This is a genomic window from Vibrio sp. AK197, from assembly GCF_053903115.1.
This window is the reverse complement of sequence record NZ_CP096430.1, coordinates 1,929,611-1,947,831: the sequence shown is the minus strand read 5'-3', so window position 1 is coordinate 1,947,831 and position 18,221 is coordinate 1,929,611. Positions and strand designations below refer to the sequence as shown.

The following is an 18,221-nucleotide window of genomic DNA, read 5'->3' as shown; positions in this document are numbered from 1 at the left end:
CAGGCTCCCGTTACGCGATTTGTAGCAGTGGTGCGCCAACATCCACCGCATCACCTTCTGAAACGTCAATGCTGGTAATTTGGCCAGTGCGCGGTGCGCGAACCTCAGTCTCCATTTTCATCGCTTCAAGAATGAGTAAAACCTGACCTTCTTCTACGTTATCCCCTGGTTTAGTATGAATTTTCCAAATGTTACCAGCGAGTGGTGCGCTCATTGGTTCTGCATTGGCCGCGGGCGCAGGTGCGCTTACCGCAGGTTGAGTGGTTGTCGCTGAAGCGACTTGGGTAACATCGCCCCCTTCGTTGACTTCAACCACATACGATTGATTGTTAACAGTTATGGTGTAAGTGCTTGGTTGCTGAGATTGTGTCATTTTGGTTTTCTCTGTTTTAGCAGGGGTTGATTGAGAGGCAGAAGGAACGGGCTCAAAGGCCTCAGGGTTGTGGCGATTTTCAAGGAATTTCCAGCCGACTTGCGGGAAGAGCGCAACCGTCAATACGTCATCGATAAGGTCATCGGCGAGAGTCAGGTTTTTCTCTTTGGCTTGCGATTTCACATCGGTTATCAGCGCGTCGAGCTCGGGTGGCAGTTGATCAGCAGGGCGGCAGGTTAGTGGTGTGTCGCCATCAAGTACTTGTTTTTGCAGCGCGGCATTGACTGGCGCCGGCGTGCGACCATATTCGCCTTTTAGAATTCCAGCGGTCTCTTTGGTAATGGTTTTATAACGCTCACCCATCAAGACGTTAATCACGGCTTGAGTGCCGACAATCTGTGACGTCGGGGTTACCAGAGGAATAAAGCCAAGCTCTTCGCGAACTTTCGGTATCTCAGTGAGGACTTGATCAAGCTTATCCTCGGCGTTTTGCTGTTTAAGCTGGCTTTCCATGTTGGTCAGCATGCCACCAGGCACTTGAGCAACGATAATTCGCGAATCAGCACCTTTTAGTTGCCCTTCAAATGCCGAGTATTTTTTGCGAACCTCGCGGAAATAAGCTGCAATTGATTCGAGCTTTTCGATGTTAAGCCCGGTATCAAATGGGGTCTCTTTGAGTGTGGCGACTAACGATTCGGTCGCAGGATGCCCATAAGTACCGCTCATGGAGGAAATCGCAGTATCCACTCGGTCAACACCGGCCTCAATGGCTTTAATGATGGTCATGTCGGCAAGGCCTGCCGTAGAGTGGCAGTGGAGGTGCAGAGGAACATCCACTTGCTTCTTGAGCGTTGAGACTAGCTCCTCAGCTTGATACGGGGTGAGAATGCCCGCCATGTCTTTGAGTGCGATAGAATCGACGCCAATTTCACTTAATTGCTGGGCAATATCGACCCAAGTTTGTAAGTTGTGGGCAGGGCTAGTGGTATAACACAGTGTCCCCTGAGCGTGAGCCTGGTTGTTTTTGACCGCAGTTATGGCTTGTTGCATGTTACGAGGATCATTCATCGCATCAAATACGCGGAACACATCCATGCCATTGGTAACGGCGCGTTCGACGAATTTATCCACGACGTCGTCAGCGTAATGGCGATAACCCAGTAAATTTTGTCCGCGCAGTAGCATTTGTAATGGTGTTTTAGGAATCGCTTTTTTTAGTTCGCGAAGGCGTACCCATGGGTCTTCACCAAGAAAGCGAATGCAACTATCAAAAGTGGCGCCACCCCAACATTCAAGAGACCAGTAACCGATGTCATCCAGTTGTTGAGCGATAGGCAGCATGTCATCTAAGCGAAGACGGGTTGCGAATAATGATTGGTGCGCGTCACGTAAGACAACGTCAGTAATGCCAATGGCTTTTTTTGACTCAGACATGAGTATTCCTTTTACAGCGAGTTTTGTTGAATTCTTTTGTGATGAACGGCCGCCGCCAGCACAGCAACCAACTGATTGTCTTGTTGCGCTGAAGTTGGGGGTGTCACAGTGCTTGTTGCCGGTGTTGGTTCAACATGAGGGAACCAACGAGCAATCAGGTTGGACATAGCGGTGACGGCGAACACCAAAAAGACTAAGAAAATGAAGACGAACCCCATACCTAATGTCATTAGGTTGAGTCCTTCGGAAAAGAGATTTGACTGCATAAGTGCTCCCAAAATAGATGGAGGAGCAAAGGCTTCCCTTTGCTCCTAATGAAACAAAAAACGTAATTAACCTCCGAGTACGCCAAACACGACGCTGGCAATGATCAGCACCAAGCCGCCACCAAGACGTGACGAAATTTGCGCGTAAGACAGGAGTGACATGCGATTGGATGCGGCTAATACTTCTAAGTCGCCGGAACCGCCTCGGTTTGCCATACAAAGCCCTGCGGTAATGGAAGATTCAACCGGGTAGAAGCCCATCACCCAACCGCCAAGAGAAGCACCAAAGATGGCACCAATAACCACAAGTGCAGCAATGACCAGGTTGGTGAAGTTGAGGGCGTTAATGATTTCGCCAAGGTCGGTATAGGCAATACCAACCCCTACCATCAGTACCCAAAGCAGTTGTTTTGAGAAGAAAGAAGAAAGACGTTTTGCACCTTCTTTAATTTCATCTGAACACAAACCACATGCGTTAATGATGGCAACCAAAATCACCATATACGCAAACGTGTGGATTTTGACATCACCAAAACCAGGTAAGATGTCTTTGGAGAGTGCCGCTGCAAAGGTATAAACACAGGCAGAAAGCATTAAGCCAATCGCGATTTCACGAGGTGTGATTTTGGCTTCTTTTTGCTCTTCAACGCTAAAGTTAGATTTACGTAATAGCTCGCCGTTACCGGTGAGTGCTGGCATCTTTTGACCAATTCCGTTGAGTACAGCTGCGGCAACAATCGCGACAATATTCGCGATGGTCAAAATAGCGATAGCGATCGAGTAGTACTGCTCTTTTGAGCCGCCAGTGACGGATTCATAGATTTCAGACAGAGGAATTGCCCCGGCACCGTTACCACCACCCATAATAGGTAGTACATATAACATCATGATTTCTTTGACAGAAATTCCAAAAATCAACCCACCTAAAATGCCGAGAATCGAAGCGCCAGCGACGGCCGCTAAAATGGTCGGAATGTAGCCAATGAGAGACTTGATTAAGAGTTTGCGGTTAACGGCAAGAATCGACCCAGTGATCAATACAGCAATAAAGAGATCGAGAAAATCCGTGCCTTTCATGACATCGGTTACTGTCGCGATTTCGTTATCCGTTAATAAGTCAGCGTGAACAAACCAAGCCGCAACTAGAAATATCATTACAGGTGCACCACCGATATATTTGTTGAAGATCGGTAGACGGTTCCCTAATTCACCAAATAAGGCACCAACCACAAACATAAATCCAAAGCCACCCACAATATTATTTGGGATAGTATCGGTTACGTGTGCGATTAAAATAACCATGAATAAGATGCAGTAGAGAGGTAAGGGCAGACCAAAAATTCTGACTTGTGATAACATCGCTAAGCCAGGACTTTGTCCTTCATTTATAGTTAGTGTTTTTTCGTTCATCATAAATATTCCATTGTTGATGTTTCCTTACTAATTTATGAAGAATTACTTAGCTTAACTGTGAGTGTGATCATTTAACGTTATGGCTTAAAAAGGTACTTATGAATTTAAAGTTTTTAACTCGTTCATTTCTTTTTATTTCAACGAGTTAAGTAATAAAAATCATTAAATTCATAAAGATTTTTTAGTCGCAAAAAATAGTCGACATCGATCATTATTTTCAATCGCCCATTCGCTCACTATTTACTTGTCGAGATATGGGGATGAATAAGATGTTAGACACTTATACATTAAGCCGAGTGAGTGCTAGAAATCAGAAGAAGTGGTCTGATATAGCGGCGTTTTTACAACGTTTCAACCTTGGCGTCGACACGGACGTAGAGCGATTTATTGTCGCGTATTCAGGCGAGGAAATTGTAGCCTGCGGTGGAATAGCCGGAAATATTCTTAAATCAATTGCGATAAATGAGCAATTACATGGTTCAGGATTTTCATTAAGATTAATGACTGAATTAACGTCTTTGGCTTATGAAATGGGACGATATGAATTATTTCTATTTACTAAACCACAGAATGCTAAATTATTTAGGCAATCTGGTTTCTTTCCGATTGCAAAAGTAGATGAGACATTAGTTCTTCTCGAAAATAGCCAATATCGACTAAGAAACTATTGTCGTAAACTCAAAAAATCAAAAGTTGATGGTGGAAGAATTGGAAGTGTGGTTATTAATGCGAATCCATTCACATTAGGACACCAGTATTTAATTGAACAGGCGGCGAAAGATTGTGAGTGGTTACATTTAATCGTTGTTAAAGAGGAAGGAAGTGAATTCTCTTACCACGACAGATTAGAAATGATTAAAAAAGGCATCAGTCACATTCCTAATGTTACTGTTCATCCAGGCTCCAGTTATATTATTTCAAGAGCGACATTTCCTACCTACTTTATTAAATCGCAAGGCTTAGTCAATTACTGTCATACCGCTATCGATTTACAAATTTTTCGTCATTACATTGCGCCAGCTTTAGGCGTCACTCATCGCTACGTCGGCAGTGAGCCTGACTGTGTAGTGACCAGTCACTACAACCAGCAAATGAAATACTGGCTCACCACCGATGACCTGAAGTGGCCACCGATTGATGTGGTTGAATTGGAAAGAAAAACCGCGCATCAACAACCGATATCAGCTTCAACGGTACGTTCGCTACTGAAAAAAGGGCAGGTTAAACAGCTGGATTCGCTACTGCCACAGACATCCATCGATTACATCCAGAGTCATCACTTGTGCACCGCGACGCGCTCTGGGGAGCTTGCGGCTGTTTAGCCGCCGAATAAATTAACGTGTAAAGGTTTATTGAATGAAGATTATACAACCCGCTTTTGCAGGCACACTGGAGTCCAGTGACTTGCAGGTTCGTATCGCGCCTAACCCTGACGGAGCAATAGACATTGCTCTCGACAGTTCGGTGCAAAAGCAATTTGGCACTGCAATTGAACAATTAGTGCGTGACGTGCTTAGCAACATGGGCGTTGAGTCGGCTGTGCTTGAGATTGAAGACAAAGGGGCTTTGGATTGCGTGATTAAAGCGCGAGTTCAAGCGGCGGTGATGCGCGCTGCAGAAACGAAACAGATGGAATGGAGAGCGCTATCATGAGTCAATTACGTCGCAGTATGCTGTTTGTGCCCGGTGCCAACGCAGCGATGCTCAGCAATACCTTTATCTACAAGCCAGACGCGATCATGTTTGACTTAGAAGACTCGGTATCAATCCGTGAAAAAGATACCGCAAGAATGTTGGTGTTTCATGCACTACAACACCCATTTTATCAAGATGTTGAGACCGTGGTCCGAGTAAACCCTCTCGACTCTGAACACGGTCTCAATGACCTTAATGCCGTGGTGCGTGGTGGGGCAGATGTCGTTCGTCTTCCCAAAACCGATAATGCGGAAGATGTACTGGAAATGGAGCGTCATATTGCCGACATTGAACGTCAGTGTGGACGAGAGGTTGGCAGCACCAAGATGATGGCTGCGATTGAGTCTGCAAACGGCGTCAACAATGCGGTTGAGATTGCGCATTGTTGCCCACGCTTGATTGGTATTGCGCTTGGCGCAGAAGATTATGTTCGTGATCTTCGCACCCAACGCTCTCCAGAAGGAACTGAGCTGTTATTTGCGCGCTGCTCGATTCTACAAGCCGCGCGCTCCGCAGGGATTATGGCCTTTGATACTGTGTATTCCGACGCCAATAATGAAGCCGGATTCTTGCGTGAGGCGGAACACATCAAACAACTGGGCTTTGATGGTAAATCGCTGATTAACCCGCGCCAAATTGAAATCATCCATAACGTTTTTGCGCCTACGCAAAAAGAAGTGGATTACGCCAATCGCGTCATTGAAGCCGCAAAAGAGGCGGAAGAACAAGGGTTAGGCGTGGTGTCGTTAAACGGAAAAATGGTCGATAGTCCAATCATCGAGCGCGCACGTTGGACGCTTCAAAAAGCACAATCAGGCATCAAACAGTAAGGCAGCATCATGGCAGAATTTGAATTTAATCTAAACCTTCCTCAAGCGTCATCATTGACTGCATTTAGCGGTGCGAATTGTACAACGCCTTACTTGATGGATGAGAAGACAAAAACCAGTCGCAAAATAAAAGCCGGACTTGAGCAAGCGATACGTGACTCTGGGCTTGAAGATGGCATGACGATCTCTTTTCACCATGCCTTTCGTGCTGGAGACAAAGTGATCAACATGGTCATGGATACCATTGCGTCGATGGGATTTAAGAACCTAACGTTAGCGCCAAGTTCACTCACGGGGATTCATTCTCCCATCGTTGAGCACATTCGCAATGGGGTTGTAACCAAGCTTTATACCTCAGGTATCCGCGGCGAATTAGGTGAAGCGATTTCCCGTGGGTTACTGAACGAGCCCGTCCATATTCACTCTCATGGTGGGCGCGTGCATTTGATTCAAAGTGGTGAGTTAAAGATTGATGTCGCCTTTATCGGTGTCCCGTGCTGCGATGAGTTTGGTAATGCGAATGGCATCAATGGGCAATCTCGCTGTGGGTCTTTAGGGTATGCGAAAGTGGACGCCCAGCATGCCAAGCATGTGGTGATGTTAACGGAAAGCTTAGTCGCGTATCCAAATCATCCGGCGTCGATCACTCAAGACTATGTCGATGCCGTGGTTGAAGTTTCAGAAGTTGGGGATCCGGCAAAAATTGGTGGCGGGGAAACACGTTTAACCAGTAACCCGAGAGAGTTACTGATCGCCAAACGTGCCGCTGATGTCATTATTCATTCACCTTATTTCAAACAAGGGTTCAACTTACAAACCGGTTCGGGTGGCGCGTCACTGGCCGTAACGCGCTTTCTTGAAAACGAAATGGTTAAGCAGGATATCAGCGCTGAGTTTGCATTGGGTGGTATCACTTCAACCATGGTCGCCATGCACGAAAAAGGCTTAATAAAACATCTACTTGATGTGCAATGCTTTGATGCAGGCGCAGCCGATTCGTTAGCACGTAACCCAAATCATATCGAAATTTCCGCCAATGAATACGCAAACCCGTCTTCTAAAGGCGCGGTGGTTGATCGCTTAGATATTGTGATTCTTAGCGCACTGGAAATTGATACTCAGTTTAATGTCAATGTCATTACAGGCTCTGACGGGGTGATTCGAGGCGCATCCGGAGGTCACTGCGATACGGCGGCCGGCGCTAATCTCGCGATTGTTGTTGCGCCTTTGGTTCGCGGACGGATTCCAACAGTGGTGAACCGAGTGTTGAATACGGTGACGCCTGGTGAGTCAGTTGATGTTCTGGTGACCGATCATGGGATTGCCGTTAATCCAGCCCGCAACGATGTACGCCAGCAATTAGTGAGTAAAGGCATTGAAGTGGTCGAGATTGAAACCTTGTATCAACGTGCGATGACGCTAACAGGGAAACCTGAACCGATTGAGTTTGATGACACTATCGTCGGTTATGTTCGTTACCGTGATGGCTCGGTGATTGATGTTATTAAGAGGGTAAAGCAATGACCTTTGACCGCCAAGTACATGCGGTCGGGCTTGACGAGATATTGGCGAGTAAAGAAGCTCGGATGAAACGACAACAGGAGTGGCTTCGCCGCCACTCCGCGCCTTTGCTCTCCTTCACCGTTAATATTCCCGGCCCCTACAAGTTGACATCGAATTCTCACAAAGTGTTTGAGCAAGGCGTGGAAGCGATAAGCCGGCTGTGCAAACACCATGATTGTGACATCGTTGCTCGCCAACTTGTGACTAAGAATACCGGGCCAGAAGGCCTATTTGTGGTCAACGCCGTGAGTGCGTCTGTGCTCAAAAAGTGGATGATTCAAATTGAGACGCAGCATCCGCTTGGCAGGCTTATGGATCTTGATGTGATCGGCACTGATGGCAAAATCATTTCTCGCCAAGGAGAGCAGATGCCGCGGCGCAAATGTTTTATTTGTGAGCAAGACGCGGTGGTTTGTGCGCGCAGCCGTCGCCATTCGCTCGATGAGCTTAACCGCGCGATTGATGACATGGTAAAAGAACATGAATGCAGCGCTTAATCTTTTAGTTGGCGCTGAGCATTTTTGTGAAGCGCCGATTCAAGCGGACCGAACGGTTCGCGTTGACTTATTCAAATTAGTCTCTGAACTGGCGTATCACGCGATGCTGGTTGAAGTGCACTTAACGCCTAAACCGGGGCTGGTGGACTTGCTTAATAATGGAGCCCATTCTGACATGGATGTTCGATTATTCGAACGCAGCGCAGAAGCAATTAAACCTTTTATTTATCAGTTTCTTGTGGCGGGATTTGAACATCGAAAGCATGGCGCGGATCACTTGCTGTCGGTATTGAGGCCGATAGGTCTTGAAGCCGAGCAAGCAATGTTTAAAGCAACGCAAGGCGTAAACACGCATAAAGGAATGATATTTAGCCTCGGTCTGATATGCGGTGCTGTCGGTTGGTTAAAAGGCAAAAGTTTGGCGGTGGATGCTGTGCACATTAGCCATGTGATCAAGCGCTGCTGTGCAACGTTAGTCTTTGATGAGCTTAAAATTGCTCAGCTCCAACCGCAAAGCCACGGTGAAAAGTTGTTTCAACAATATGGGCTCACGGGCGCAAGAGGCGAAGCCGCCTCGGGGTTTGCCACCATTACCCAATTTAGCCTTCCTGCTTATGAACAGGCCATCGCAAGAGGGCAGAGCACTGAACACGCACTTTGGCAAACGTTACTGGTACTCATGGCGAACAATCAAGATACCAATGTGGTGTCTCGTGGCGGCATGCATGGCCTGCGTTTTGTACAAAATGCTGCGTGGCAACTTCTACAGCAGGGCGGCAGCGATAACCCACATCTTGAGCAAAAGCTTATTGAGTTGAATCAGCAGTTTACGGATCGTCGCTTGAGCCCCGGAGGCAGCGCTGACCTCCTGGCGATGACATGGCTCATCGCTCAGTTAAATCATCTCAATCAACATTGCCAGTAACTGGCAGCAATCAAACAAGGATTTATTTCGATGAAAATGTATACCGATGTACTGGTTCTCGGCATTGCTGGCAATTTTGCAGGTCACCTGCAGCAAGCGGGAGAAGCGGAAGATTTTGCGCAACTTGAAGGTGCCGACCTGGCGAAACCACAAGCGTTGTTTCCAATTTATGTGCCTTCGGAGAGCAACTCATTCTTAACCAATTTTCCTCTGAGCCACAATGCCATACAACTGCCTCTTGATGTCGACCATTTACAGATTGAGCCGGAAGTCGGGCTGTTATGCGATGTCGTGTATGACCAGTATCATCATGTGGTTGATTTAAAACCCAAAGCATTCGGCGCGTTTAATGATTGTTCGATAAGACGCCCTGATGCCAATAAGATTAGTGAGAAAAAGAATTGGGGGACGGCGTCAAAAGGAATTGCTGAGACCTTGTTGCCAATAAGCCAGCTTGCGCCGGGCGGCGAGATTGATCAGTACCGCATTGCAAGTTTTCACAAACGGGGTGAGGGGTTTGAGCTCTACGGTGAAGATTGTGAGATTTCTGGATACACCTACTTCTATGACCAATTACTTTCTTGGATCAGCGAGCAGATGAATCAACAGCAAGACTCCGGGCCAAAAGAGAATATCAAACACATGATTGCTGAAGCGGATTATCCACAACAAGTCTTATTAGCGCTTGGGGCAACCCGATATACTCCGTATGGGGAAACTAATTTTCTGCAGCGTGGTGATGTCAGCATGGTGGTGGTTTATGACCAGCGTAGCTATACGCCGCAACAAATTCGCCAGCTAGCCGCGAGCAATCAACTTCAAAAAAGTGGCATTTCAGCGGTGGTTCAAACCGTGTTCTAACCAAGAGCTGCATCCTATTTTGTAGGGCGGTGCTGGCGGGGTCAGCGCTGTTTTTTTGCCTAACATCTGTGTTATCGGGACACGAATGTTAGGCTTTTCTTGTTTTAAGAGCGAGAGAAAATGGGTTGATGAGCCGGCCGCTTAGAACTCAATGTTGTGAATTTTTCTTCACAAAAGCGATCTGCGGCACATTTTTTATGGTCTAGTTCATCATCTAAATTGATGAGGCAATTCAACTTTATTGATGGATGTTGTCGGTGATTTCCGAAACTAAGCGGGAGAGAGGCTCTCAACCGAGTTGGAGACATTTTTCATCATTCTTAACCCTTCACGCTTAATACACTCTGCTAATGGATTCTCGGCCATATCCGCTCGCCAAATAAACGATAAAGTCCGCTTTATTTTGAGATCTTGTGGAACGTTGAGCACCACCAATTGACCACTGTTGATCATCGGCTTTACGTCTAAATAGGGTAGGCAGGTGATGTAGGGACCATTGGCGACCATACTACGAATCACCGGGACGTGTTCGTACTCACGCCATACGTCTAAATCATCGATCAGTGGGTTGATTGAACTATCAAATTCTTTGCGCGTACCCGACCCTTTTTCACGTAACACCCATTTGGCTTGTTCAAGCTGAGCCAATGTCACTTCATCACTCAGGGCATACGGATGATGGGCAGAGGCGACAATCGTCAGGCAGTCTTTACACCACACCATTTGATGCAATCGACTGTCGTCACAGCGACCTTCAATAACGCCTAAATCATATTGATAATCCAGTACTCCTTTAAGCACGCTGTTGGTGCTCTTTACATCGAGAGAGATGCGCATTTCTGGAAAATCGTTATCAATATTACTGATAAGGTCGGGAAGCAAGTGTTCAGCTGGGGTTTGGCTGGCAACGACACGGATTTCACCACTTAACAAGTGCTGCTCATAAAAGCCCATCTCAATTTGCTGTGCGTCTTGCAGTAAGCGCTTGGCTTTGGGCCGTAGCCATACGCCCCAGTGAGTGAGCATCATGCGTTTGCCTTGACGCTCAAAGAGGGGGCGACCAAGCATCTTTTCCAGTTGAGCGAGAGACATACTGGTGGCGGATTGCGTCAGTGACAGCTTGGTAGCAGCTAAGCTGACACTGCCCGTATCAGCGACCGCATCAAATACCGTTAATTGCTTTAAAGAGTAACGCATCGACACCTCATCCATTGTCTTTCAACTCAAGGGTTTATTGTAAATTTAATTTCACATATATCAATATTTTTGATGAGGTTTTTTATTATTATCAATTTTACCTCCTAGATGACGCTCCTTATGGTGAAAGAGAACAAGCGCTTGGCTTGTGACGCTATGGAGAAATGATTATGGAAATACATGTAGGAGGCGAGAATGTCGGTTGTTGCTTCATCCAATGAACATTTATTGACGCCTTTTGAAATGATGAAAGAGGCAGAACAGTTTGCGAAAAAGAAAACGCAAAAAAGCACATCAATGATGTTGAGCTTAGCGGTGATGGCGGGTGCCTTTATTGGCTTGGCATTTGTGTTTTACATCACCGTGACCACAGGCAGTGATGGGAGCAGTTGGGGGGTAAGTCGTCTGATAGGCGGTTTGGCCTTCAGCATGGGCTTGATGCTGATTGTGCTCTGTGGTGCCGAACTGTTTACCAGCTCGGTCCTCTCAAGCATTGCTTGGGCAAATAAGCAGCTACAGTTTGGTCGTATGCTACGTATTTGGGCAACAGTGTATGTGGGAAATTTTATCGGCGCGATGCTGCTGTTACTCATTGTCACTGGTGCAGGGTTATACCAACTTGATGGCGGAAATTGGGGGTTAAATGCCTTGCAAATTGCCCAGCATAAACTGCATCACACGCCGATTCAGGCATTTTCGTTAGGCGTATTGTGTAACGTACTGGTGTGTTTAGCCATCTGGCTTACATTCTCATCGAAAAATGCGCTGACCAAAGCGGCGATGACCGTATTACCCGTTGCCATGTTTGTCTCTAGTGGCTTTGAGCACTGTGTGGCCAATATGTTTATGGTGCCACTCGGTATTACGATTCACAGCTTTGCCCCAGAGGCCTTTTGGTTACAAGTTGGCGTAGAGGCCAGTCTATTTGCCGATTTGACGCTGTCTCATTTTGTGACCAGCAACTTAATTCCAGTCACCCTTGGCAATATCGTTGGCGGAGCGGTATTGGTCGGCCTGGCGAACTGGTGTATCTACCGTAAGCCACAGCTTAACTCCGTTTCTATCCAACCTATTATTCACACTCAAGATCTACAATCTGTTAAGGAAAGTCCTATGAATGCCACCATTTTAGTTCGCGATGTTATGAACGTTCGTCCTACGACCTTAACCGCTGATATGCCCGTGGAACACGCACTGGATATTTTGCTCGATGCCAACATGCACGGTGCACCCGTCGCCGATGTTCACGGCAATTTAGTCGGTTTTTTCTCGGTACATGATGTAATGGTTGAGTTGTGGTGTCAGGATTATTTACCCGAAAAGGGGCAGACTGTAGTCGATTTGATGAGCCGCGATGTCATCGCGCTAAACACGGAAGATAAGCTGGTGGATGTGGTTGAGTTTATGTGTATTGATAAAGAGCAACTGTATCCAACCACCAGTATGGGGTTTGCCACCCAGTGGAGTTCGTTGTCTCTGGAGGAACGCGCTAAGAATATGCAAGTCAGCCAGCCACATATTTTACCCGTTCTCGACAAAGGCGAGCTGTGTGGTGTGATCGATCGCCAACATGTTGCTTCGGCGCTGAGAACAATCTATGGCGAGAGAATGCGTGTCGTTGATGTCGAAGACCAACAGCCACCTCTACGGGCATAACGCTCAGTGTTGATTATCGCCCCCGACACTGCTCGGTGTTGGGGGCGATAGGGTCAGTCTTGATGGTCTAAGGTACGGCTAACTTTACACGGATTGCCCACCGCAACACTATTTGGTGCGATTGACCGAGTTACAACGCTGCCGGCACCGATGGTCGAGCCACGGCCGATGGTCACACCAGGCATAATGATACAGCCGCCCCCAATCCAGACATCATCTTCGATGGTAATGGGCTTGGCTTGACCGATATGCTGAGCTCGTTGGCGAGGTTCCAGTGGATGAATCGCCGTGTAAACCTGCACATTCGGTGCGATAAACACGTTATTGCCGATGATGAAATCCGTGCAATCAAGTACCACGAAGTTGTAGTTGATGAATACATTGTTGCCGATTTTTGTATTAAAACCGTAATCGACCCGCAGCCCTTTCTCAATATGGACGTTGTCACCCACTTGACCGAAAATATCCTTAATCAGCGCAGATTTTTGCTCGGCTTGACGAGCCGAGAGTTGATTGAATGCGTCGGTTTTATCCCGAGTATCAAAGCGAATTTCAACCAGTTCTGGATCGTTGATGTGATAAGGATGGCCGGCAATCATTTTTTCTAATTCAGTCATGGGGATATGCTCTACTAGGGGCTGGGCTCAAAAGTATAAACAAAGCCCCTAGAGGAAAAACATGCTGAAAATAGCTAAAGGCATGTATCAAATTGCTTTCACGTGCACTTTGCAACCCCATCGACAATTTTGCAGGCATCGCACCGAATATCGATGGTGCACGTATTGGTTAGCTCAGAGTGAGTCCAAGGAATATCAGTACAATCCCGACTAGGTGGTAGAGCTGAATAAACTCGCCAAGGAACACTGCCGACAGTAAAGCGCCAAACACGGGTATAAAGTGGACAGATAAACTGGCTTTGGCAGGCCCTAAGGCTTCCACACAGCGCATGTACAATAAAAATGCGCCAATCGATGGCAGGACACCGATGTACAATAAGCTCATGAGTGAGTGAGCATTCCAAATAGGCGCGGGGCCAGTATGTAATTCCCATAAATAAAACGGAAATAAGCACACAATCGCGATCATCATCTGGACTGACATTAAGCCCAAACGATTGAGCTCGGCCGGCATGCGTTTTAAGCCTATCGTATAAATAGCCCAGCAAACCATGGCGATGAAGATGATGAAGTCACCTTGGTTGATATTGAGTCCAAGCAAGTTTGCCCAATGACCTGCGGTGACAATCGTAATGACACCGCATAAAGAGAGCACGATGCCCGCAGCAAGACGCCAGGTCATGGCAAGCCCAAAAAACAATGCACCAAATAAACTGATCAGCAGCGGAATAAACGCGTTTAAAATTGTGCCGTTGGTGGCTGGCGTTGACTGGAGCCCCCAGTAAATTAGAGAGTTAAACGCGGCGAAGCCAGTGACCGAGGTTAGCGTGATCAAGCGCCAATGGGTGAAATACAAACGCCAGTCACGGCGTATCCAACGATAGGAAAATGGCAATAAGATTAGGCTGGCGAGTATCCAACGATCAAACGAAAGAGTTATGGGTGGAAGTTCATCTCTTACGGCGCGGCCAACAATAAAATTGCCTGCCCAGAACAAAGGGGGCAATAAGAATAGCAAGATAATCACAACCCGGCGATTAGATGATGGCTGTGCGGGTTTCACGCTTTCCATGGCGATATCTCTCCTTCTCCTCTTTCTTGGTGATGTGTCTATTGCCCACCCTAAGCAATGAGTGGTGCAGTAGCATGCCAATTATTGGATTGAGTGTCGAGGTATTCTTCTCATCATTCAATGTGTTGCTGGTAATTGCTTTGATCAATCTATTACCAAAAACAAACTGCGATTTAACGGAGAAAATCACTGATTTTTACTATAGTTACAAAGTAAACGACACCACGACAACCGAACATATCGATCGCGAAAATAGGAGGAAGTATGGAGTCGACGCAACACTCATTATCTGAATTGTTTGAACAACTAGGCCTAAGTGGTCATCGACAAGATATCGAGCAATTTATTGAGCAGCACAAAGGTAATGTCGGGCAGGGCGCTTTGCATCAAGCTTCGTTTTGGAATGACAGCCAAGCGAGCTTTTTGCGCCAATCCTTGGCTGAGGATGCAGATTGGGCAGAGTTGGTTGACCAACTGGATGTCTTGCTGCGAAATGAATAATCCCTTAGGCCGCCGTTTAACGTGGCGAGGATAGGAGTGAATTATGACGCATAGAGTGCAGCTATACTCACTGGCGACACCTAACGGGCAAAAGGTCGCTATTGCGTTAGAGGAAATGGCCCTTGAGTATGACGCGCACGCCGTGGATTCATGTGTCGGTGACCAGTTCGTTGAAGAGTTTCTCAGCATCAATCCGAACAACAAAATCCCAGCAATTGTTGACCCGGTTGGCGACCACGGTCAACCGCATGCCGTCATGGAATCCGGCGCCATTTTGATTTATTTGGCTGAAAAAACAGGGCTGTTTTTACCTCAAGATGCCATACGTCGTAGTCAAACTCTGCAATGGCTGTGCTGGCAAATTGGCGGGCTTGGCCCAATGTTGGCGCAGTATGGGCATTTCAGTTATTCCGTGCCCGTGGATGAAGACGTCAGTTATGCGCAGGCTCGCTATCGTGATGAGACTCAGCACTTACTTAATGTTTTAGAAAAACACTTGGAAGGCAAGGTGTATATCATCGGTGATGAGCTCACGATTGCCGATTTTGCCATCATGCCGTGGATTGTCTGCCTTGAGCAGCACTTTCAGGCCGGTGCAGTGTTTGGTCTTGATCAATACACCAATATCAAACGTTGGGTTGAGCGACTGTTAGCTAGGCCTGCCACTGCCCGGGCGATGACAGTTTGCGCGCTTGAGTCTTTACCGTAAAACCAACTATTGCGTACGTAAAGCCACCGTTGTCGGTGGCTTTTTATTTCGTGCGACACAAAATAGTGTCATGATACCTTGGTAACAGCTTGATTTAGGATGAAAATGCAAGGTTATTTATTGACTCTACTTGCGATGTTAGCGTTTGCGGGTAACTCGATTTTAAATCGCTTGGCCCTTGCGGACGGTAGCATTGATGCCGGTGCATTTAGCGTGATTCGTTTGCTATCTGGTGCGCTATGTTTAGGGGCTTTTTACCATATAAGTCGTGCGCAGCGAATCACGCTCAATCCTCAGCACCTTTTGAAGCTAATGCCTTTTGCGCTACCGCTACTTGGCTATGCATTAAGTTTTTCCTACGCCTATTTACATCTCACCGCGGGGACTGGGGCATTGATTTTGTTTGCCACCGTGCAACTCGTGCTGATTGCCTACCATTGGATGAGTGGCCATCGACTAACGGCTGGTGAGTGGTTTGGCGTCATGCTGGCCGTCGGCGGTTTTTGCCTACTGTTATTGCCCTCGGCAAGCCAACCTGACCTGATATCGGCGCTGTTAATGATGGTCGCTGGAATCTGCTGGGCAGTATTTACGGTTGTAGGAAAGAAAGCTGGGCAGCCATTGCGTTCAACCTACTGGGGATTTTTGGGGGCAGGGCTCATTGTGTTGGTGTTATCACCTTGGCTTGTTGAGCCCAAAGCGCTATCAACGCCTGGTGTGATATGGGCGTTGTTGTCTGGTGCTGTGATGTCGGCACTGGGGTATGTTATCTGGTATCGAGCACTGGCCTTTATTAGCGTACTAAAAGCCTCGGTGGTTCAACTGTCTGTTCCTGTGTTGTCGGTATTTGGGGGGCTTATTTGGTTACAAGAGCCGCTCAACTGGCGTTTGAGCCTAGCAAGCCTGTTGGTACTTGGAGGCATTGCCTTGGTATTTAATACACGTAAGCCTGGTTAAGGATGTTTATGAGTCAGCGACCTATTGTTTTAATTACTGGCGGTGGTCGAGGCATTGGCGCGGCCACCGCAAGATTGTTTGCCCAAAACGGATATCACGTTGCGGTTAATTATCTATCGAATCATCAAGCGGCCAATGCATTGGTCGAAGAACTGCGCAAGATGGGCGCCAATGCGATAGCCATTCAAGCAGATGTTGCAGTGGAGTCGCAAGTGGCACGGCTATTTGACAAGGTAATTGAGCAATTCGGCGTGCCTACGGTACTGATCAACAATGCGGGCGTTTTGCATCAACAAAGCCGAATGGATCAGATTTCAGCCGAGCGTTTTCAACAAGTGTTGCTTGCCAATACCATGAGCTGCTTTTTGTGTGCCAAGCAAGCAGTGTTAAAAATGTCGACGCGTTATGGAGGGCGAGGTGGCGCGATTATTAACGTTTCATCGGGAGCGGCATTGAGCGGTTCGCCTAATGAATACGTCGACTATGCGGCGTCAAAAGGCGCGATGGATACACTGACACGTGGTCTCGCTTTAGAAGTGGCCCAAGAAGGGATTCGAGTTAATGGTGTTCGCCCAGGGCTGATTTACACCGAGATGCATGCGAGTGGTGGGGAACCAGAGCGCGTGGAGCGTCTTCAGCATAAGATTCCCCTCGGACGAGGTGGTGAGGCGCATGAAGTGGCGCAAGCCATCTTCTGGTTAGCCAGTGAAAATGCCTCATTTGTTACGGGCAAATTTATTGACACGACAGGCGGTTTGTAACCGCACCAAGTTAATCGGCCGCTGTGGCGGCCTAAAGCCTAACGAAACTCAGACGGCGTGCGGGATGTAAAGCGCTTAAACTTGGTGCTGAAGTAGTTACTGTCTTTGTAGCCAACTTCAAACGCGATGTCTGTAATCGATAAATCAGAGTAATGTAACAAGTCCATCGCTTTATTAATTCGTACACGATGTACATAGTTATTAAATGATAAATTAGTGACTTGTTTGATTCGACGGCTGAGCGTTCGCGAGGAAATCGAAAAGTGTTCAGAAATATCGCCGACTTGAAAATCTTGTTGGTAGTTGGCCTGAATCCAATCAATGATTTTAAGGATACAGTTATCGTGTTCGTTATTGGATTTGGCTGTTAAACGTCCCCGAGAGATCTCCACCACGAGTTGTTGAAACAAAGCTTCGCTCATCAAGCGAGACTCTAGGGTGTTATGTTGTGATTCTTGTTGTAGTTGATTCACTAACAGATTGACCCGTTTCATATTTTCAGAAGCGACAAACCAACTGTTATTTTTTTCGTCGTCTCTAGGCAGAAGATGTTTGAGCAGCGGCGAATAAGATAACCTTGTTTTTTTAAACAAAACATTAGTCAAATATAGGTTGTCGACCTCTTCGAGTAGATGGCGATCTCTCGGTGTAACGTAACAGATGTAATTTTGCGATAGGTTTGTTGGCACATCATTAATCACATGCTGTCCCGCTCCTTTCGTTACAATCACCAGTTCATAAAAATCGTGACTGTGTTCAGGATAATTTTCCTGCGGAGCGCGGACCTCAGTGGAAACGGCAGCGTCAGAATGTTCAAAAAACTCATCGCTATTAAGTTGAAACATTTTCATTGTTATCCATTTCAAACTCACAGGTAAGTTAACAAATTTTGAC

General features: G+C 46.9%; 19 protein-coding genes. 12 read left to right on the top strand and 7 right to left on the bottom strand.

What is annotated here, in order from left to right:
• Positions 1 to 10 precede the first annotated feature (10 nt).
• The 3 genes from oadA to citS all read right to left on the bottom strand — a co-directional run bounded on the left by oadA (position 11) and on the right by citS (position 3,483).
• Positions 11 to 1,807 carry a sodium-extruding oxaloacetate decarboxylase subunit alpha gene (gene oadA / locus M1D72_RS16155; RefSeq protein WP_456295856.1) on the bottom strand — a complete coding sequence of 599 codons (1,797 nt, stop codon included), beginning with the start codon at positions 1,805 to 1,807 and terminating at the stop codon, positions 11 to 13.
• Between the two features lie 11 nt (positions 1,808 to 1,818).
• On the bottom strand, positions 1,819 to 2,073 hold the full coding sequence (locus tag M1D72_RS16150) for an OadG family protein (protein ID WP_456295855.1): 255 nt from the start codon (positions 2,071 to 2,073) through the stop codon (positions 1,819 to 1,821).
• 66 nt (positions 2,074 to 2,139) lie between these two features.
• Complete coding sequence (gene citS, locus M1D72_RS16145; protein ID WP_456297415.1) at positions 2,140 to 3,483, bottom strand: citrate/sodium symporter CitS; 1,344 nt, start codon at positions 3,481 to 3,483, stop codon at positions 2,140 to 2,142.
• Positions 3,484 to 3,755: 272 nt separating this feature from the next.
• On the opposite strand from citS, the gene citC reads away from it, so the two are divergent.
• The 7 genes from citC to M1D72_RS16110 all read left to right on the top strand — a co-directional run bounded on the left by citC (position 3,756) and on the right by M1D72_RS16110 (position 9,857).
• Positions 3,756 to 4,808 (top strand): [citrate (pro-3S)-lyase] ligase, encoded by a 1,053-nt coding sequence (citC, locus tag M1D72_RS16140; protein ID WP_456295854.1) that lies wholly within the window; start codon positions 3,756 to 3,758, stop codon positions 4,806 to 4,808.
• 34 nt (positions 4,809 to 4,842) lie between these two features.
• Positions 4,843 to 5,139, top strand: coding sequence for a citrate lyase acyl carrier protein (gene citD, locus M1D72_RS16135; RefSeq protein ID WP_456295853.1), 297 nt, complete (start codon positions 4,843 to 4,845; stop codon positions 5,137 to 5,139).
• Complete coding sequence (gene citE / locus M1D72_RS16130; RefSeq protein WP_456295852.1) at positions 5,136 to 6,011, top strand: citrate (pro-3S)-lyase subunit beta; 876 nt, start codon at positions 5,136 to 5,138, stop codon at positions 6,009 to 6,011. The genes citD and citE overlap by 4 nt, the downstream gene beginning before the upstream one ends.
• 96 nt (positions 6,012 to 6,107) lie before the next feature.
• Positions 6,108 to 7,535: a citrate lyase subunit alpha gene (citF, locus tag M1D72_RS16125; RefSeq protein WP_456297414.1), complete on the top strand. Its 1,428-nt coding sequence runs from the start codon at positions 6,108 to 6,110 to the stop codon at positions 7,533 to 7,535.
• On the top strand, positions 7,532 to 8,071 hold the full coding sequence (gene citX, locus M1D72_RS16120; RefSeq protein WP_390189453.1) for a citrate lyase holo-[acyl-carrier protein] synthase: 540 nt from the start codon (positions 7,532 to 7,534) through the stop codon (positions 8,069 to 8,071). Before citF ends, citX begins: the two co-directional genes overlap by 4 nt.
• A complete protein-coding gene (citG, locus tag M1D72_RS16115) occupies positions 8,055 to 8,996 on the top strand; it encodes a triphosphoribosyl-dephospho-CoA synthase CitG (RefSeq protein WP_456295851.1) in 942 nt (313 codons plus the stop codon). The genes citX and citG overlap by 17 nt, the downstream gene beginning before the upstream one ends.
• A gap of 30 nt (positions 8,997 to 9,026) precedes the next feature.
• The gene (locus tag M1D72_RS16110; protein WP_456295850.1) at positions 9,027 to 9,857 is read left to right on the top strand and encodes a DUF5718 family protein; all 831 of its coding nucleotides are present in this window, start codon (positions 9,027 to 9,029) and stop codon (positions 9,855 to 9,857) included.
• A gap of 270 nt (positions 9,858 to 10,127) precedes the next feature.
• On the opposite strand, the gene M1D72_RS16105 is transcribed toward M1D72_RS16110, so the two are convergent.
• On the bottom strand, positions 10,128 to 11,054 hold the full coding sequence (locus M1D72_RS16105) for a LysR substrate-binding domain-containing protein (RefSeq protein WP_390189458.1): 927 nt from the start codon (positions 11,052 to 11,054) through the stop codon (positions 10,128 to 10,130).
• A gap of 195 nt (positions 11,055 to 11,249) precedes the next feature.
• Between M1D72_RS16105 and focA the strand changes: the two genes are divergently transcribed.
• Positions 11,250 to 12,710, top strand: a complete 1,461-nt coding sequence (gene focA / locus M1D72_RS16100) for a formate transporter FocA (protein ID WP_456295849.1) — start codon at positions 11,250 to 11,252, stop codon at positions 12,708 to 12,710.
• A gap of 53 nt (positions 12,711 to 12,763) precedes the next feature.
• On the opposite strand, the gene M1D72_RS16095 is transcribed toward focA, so the two are convergent.
• Together M1D72_RS16095 and M1D72_RS16090 are read right to left on the bottom strand one after the other, a co-directional pair.
• On the bottom strand, positions 12,764 to 13,327 hold the full coding sequence (locus M1D72_RS16095) for a sugar O-acetyltransferase (RefSeq protein ID WP_456295848.1): 564 nt from the start codon (positions 13,325 to 13,327) through the stop codon (positions 12,764 to 12,766).
• Positions 13,328 to 13,496: 169 nt separating this feature from the next.
• Positions 13,497 to 14,399, bottom strand: a complete 903-nt coding sequence (locus M1D72_RS16090) for a DMT family transporter (RefSeq protein WP_456295847.1) — start codon at positions 14,397 to 14,399, stop codon at positions 13,497 to 13,499.
• A 264-nt stretch (positions 14,400 to 14,663) separates the two neighbouring features.
• On the opposite strand from M1D72_RS16090, the gene M1D72_RS16085 reads away from it, so the two are divergent.
• The 4 genes from M1D72_RS16085 to M1D72_RS16070 all read left to right on the top strand — a co-directional run bounded on the left by M1D72_RS16085 (position 14,664) and on the right by M1D72_RS16070 (position 17,327).
• Entirely contained in the window at positions 14,664 to 14,900 is a 237-nt protein-coding gene (locus M1D72_RS16085) for a DUF2789 domain-containing protein (protein ID WP_456295846.1), read from the top strand.
• Positions 14,901 to 14,943: 43 nt separating this feature from the next.
• Positions 14,944 to 15,609: a glutathione binding-like protein gene (locus M1D72_RS16080; protein WP_390189467.1), complete on the top strand. Its 666-nt coding sequence runs from the start codon at positions 14,944 to 14,946 to the stop codon at positions 15,607 to 15,609.
• A 105-nt stretch (positions 15,610 to 15,714) separates the two neighbouring features.
• A complete protein-coding gene (locus M1D72_RS16075; RefSeq protein ID WP_456295845.1) occupies positions 15,715 to 16,566 on the top strand; it encodes a DMT family transporter in 852 nt (283 codons plus the stop codon).
• 8 nt (positions 16,567 to 16,574) lie between these two features.
• Positions 16,575 to 17,327 (top strand): SDR family oxidoreductase, encoded by a 753-nt coding sequence (locus tag M1D72_RS16070; RefSeq protein WP_456295844.1) that lies wholly within the window; start codon positions 16,575 to 16,577, stop codon positions 17,325 to 17,327.
• Positions 17,328 to 17,365: 38 nt separating this feature from the next.
• Here the strand turns inward: M1D72_RS16070 and M1D72_RS16065 are convergent, their stop codons facing one another.
• Positions 17,366 to 18,178 (bottom strand): helix-turn-helix domain-containing protein, encoded by an 813-nt coding sequence (locus M1D72_RS16065; protein WP_456295843.1) that lies wholly within the window; start codon positions 18,176 to 18,178, stop codon positions 17,366 to 17,368.
• Between the last annotated feature and the right edge of the window lie 43 nt (positions 18,179 to 18,221).

Coding starts and splice junctions, on each gene's coding strand:
- oadA (WP_456295856.1), bottom strand. CDS start 1,807: ATGTCTGAGTCAAAAAAAGCCATTGGCATTACTGACGTTGTCTTACGT.
- M1D72_RS16150 (WP_456295855.1), bottom strand. CDS start 2,073: ATGCAGTCAAATCTCTTTTCCGAAGGACTCAACCTAATGACATTAGGT.
- citS (WP_456297415.1), bottom strand. CDS start 3,483: ATGAACGAAAAAACACTAACTATAAATGAAGGACAAAGTCCTGGCTTA.
- citC (WP_456295854.1), top strand. CDS start 3,756: ATGTTAGACACTTATACATTAAGCCGAGTGAGTGCTAGAAATCAGAAG.
- citD (WP_456295853.1), top strand. CDS start 4,843: ATGAAGATTATACAACCCGCTTTTGCAGGCACACTGGAGTCCAGTGAC.
- citE (WP_456295852.1), top strand. CDS start 5,136: ATGAGTCAATTACGTCGCAGTATGCTGTTTGTGCCCGGTGCCAACGCA.
- citF (WP_456297414.1), top strand. CDS start 6,108: ATGGATGAGAAGACAAAAACCAGTCGCAAAATAAAAGCCGGACTTGAG.
- citX (WP_390189453.1), top strand. CDS start 7,532: ATGACCTTTGACCGCCAAGTACATGCGGTCGGGCTTGACGAGATATTG.
- citG (WP_456295851.1), top strand. CDS start 8,055: ATGAATGCAGCGCTTAATCTTTTAGTTGGCGCTGAGCATTTTTGTGAA.
- M1D72_RS16110 (WP_456295850.1), top strand. CDS start 9,027: ATGAAAATGTATACCGATGTACTGGTTCTCGGCATTGCTGGCAATTTT.
- M1D72_RS16105 (WP_390189458.1), bottom strand. CDS start 11,054: ATGCGTTACTCTTTAAAGCAATTAACGGTATTTGATGCGGTCGCTGAT.
- focA (WP_456295849.1), top strand. CDS start 11,250: ATGTCGGTTGTTGCTTCATCCAATGAACATTTATTGACGCCTTTTGAA.
- M1D72_RS16095 (WP_456295848.1), bottom strand. CDS start 13,327: ATGACTGAATTAGAAAAAATGATTGCCGGCCATCCTTATCACATCAAC.
- M1D72_RS16090 (WP_456295847.1), bottom strand. CDS start 14,399: ATGGAAAGCGTGAAACCCGCACAGCCATCATCTAATCGCCGGGTTGTG.
- M1D72_RS16085 (WP_456295846.1), top strand. CDS start 14,664: ATGGAGTCGACGCAACACTCATTATCTGAATTGTTTGAACAACTAGGC.
- M1D72_RS16080 (WP_390189467.1), top strand. CDS start 14,944: ATGACGCATAGAGTGCAGCTATACTCACTGGCGACACCTAACGGGCAA.
- M1D72_RS16075 (WP_456295845.1), top strand. CDS start 15,715: ATGCAAGGTTATTTATTGACTCTACTTGCGATGTTAGCGTTTGCGGGT.
- M1D72_RS16070 (WP_456295844.1), top strand. CDS start 16,575: ATGAGTCAGCGACCTATTGTTTTAATTACTGGCGGTGGTCGAGGCATT.
- M1D72_RS16065 (WP_456295843.1), bottom strand. CDS start 18,178: ATGAAAATGTTTCAACTTAATAGCGATGAGTTTTTTGAACATTCTGAC.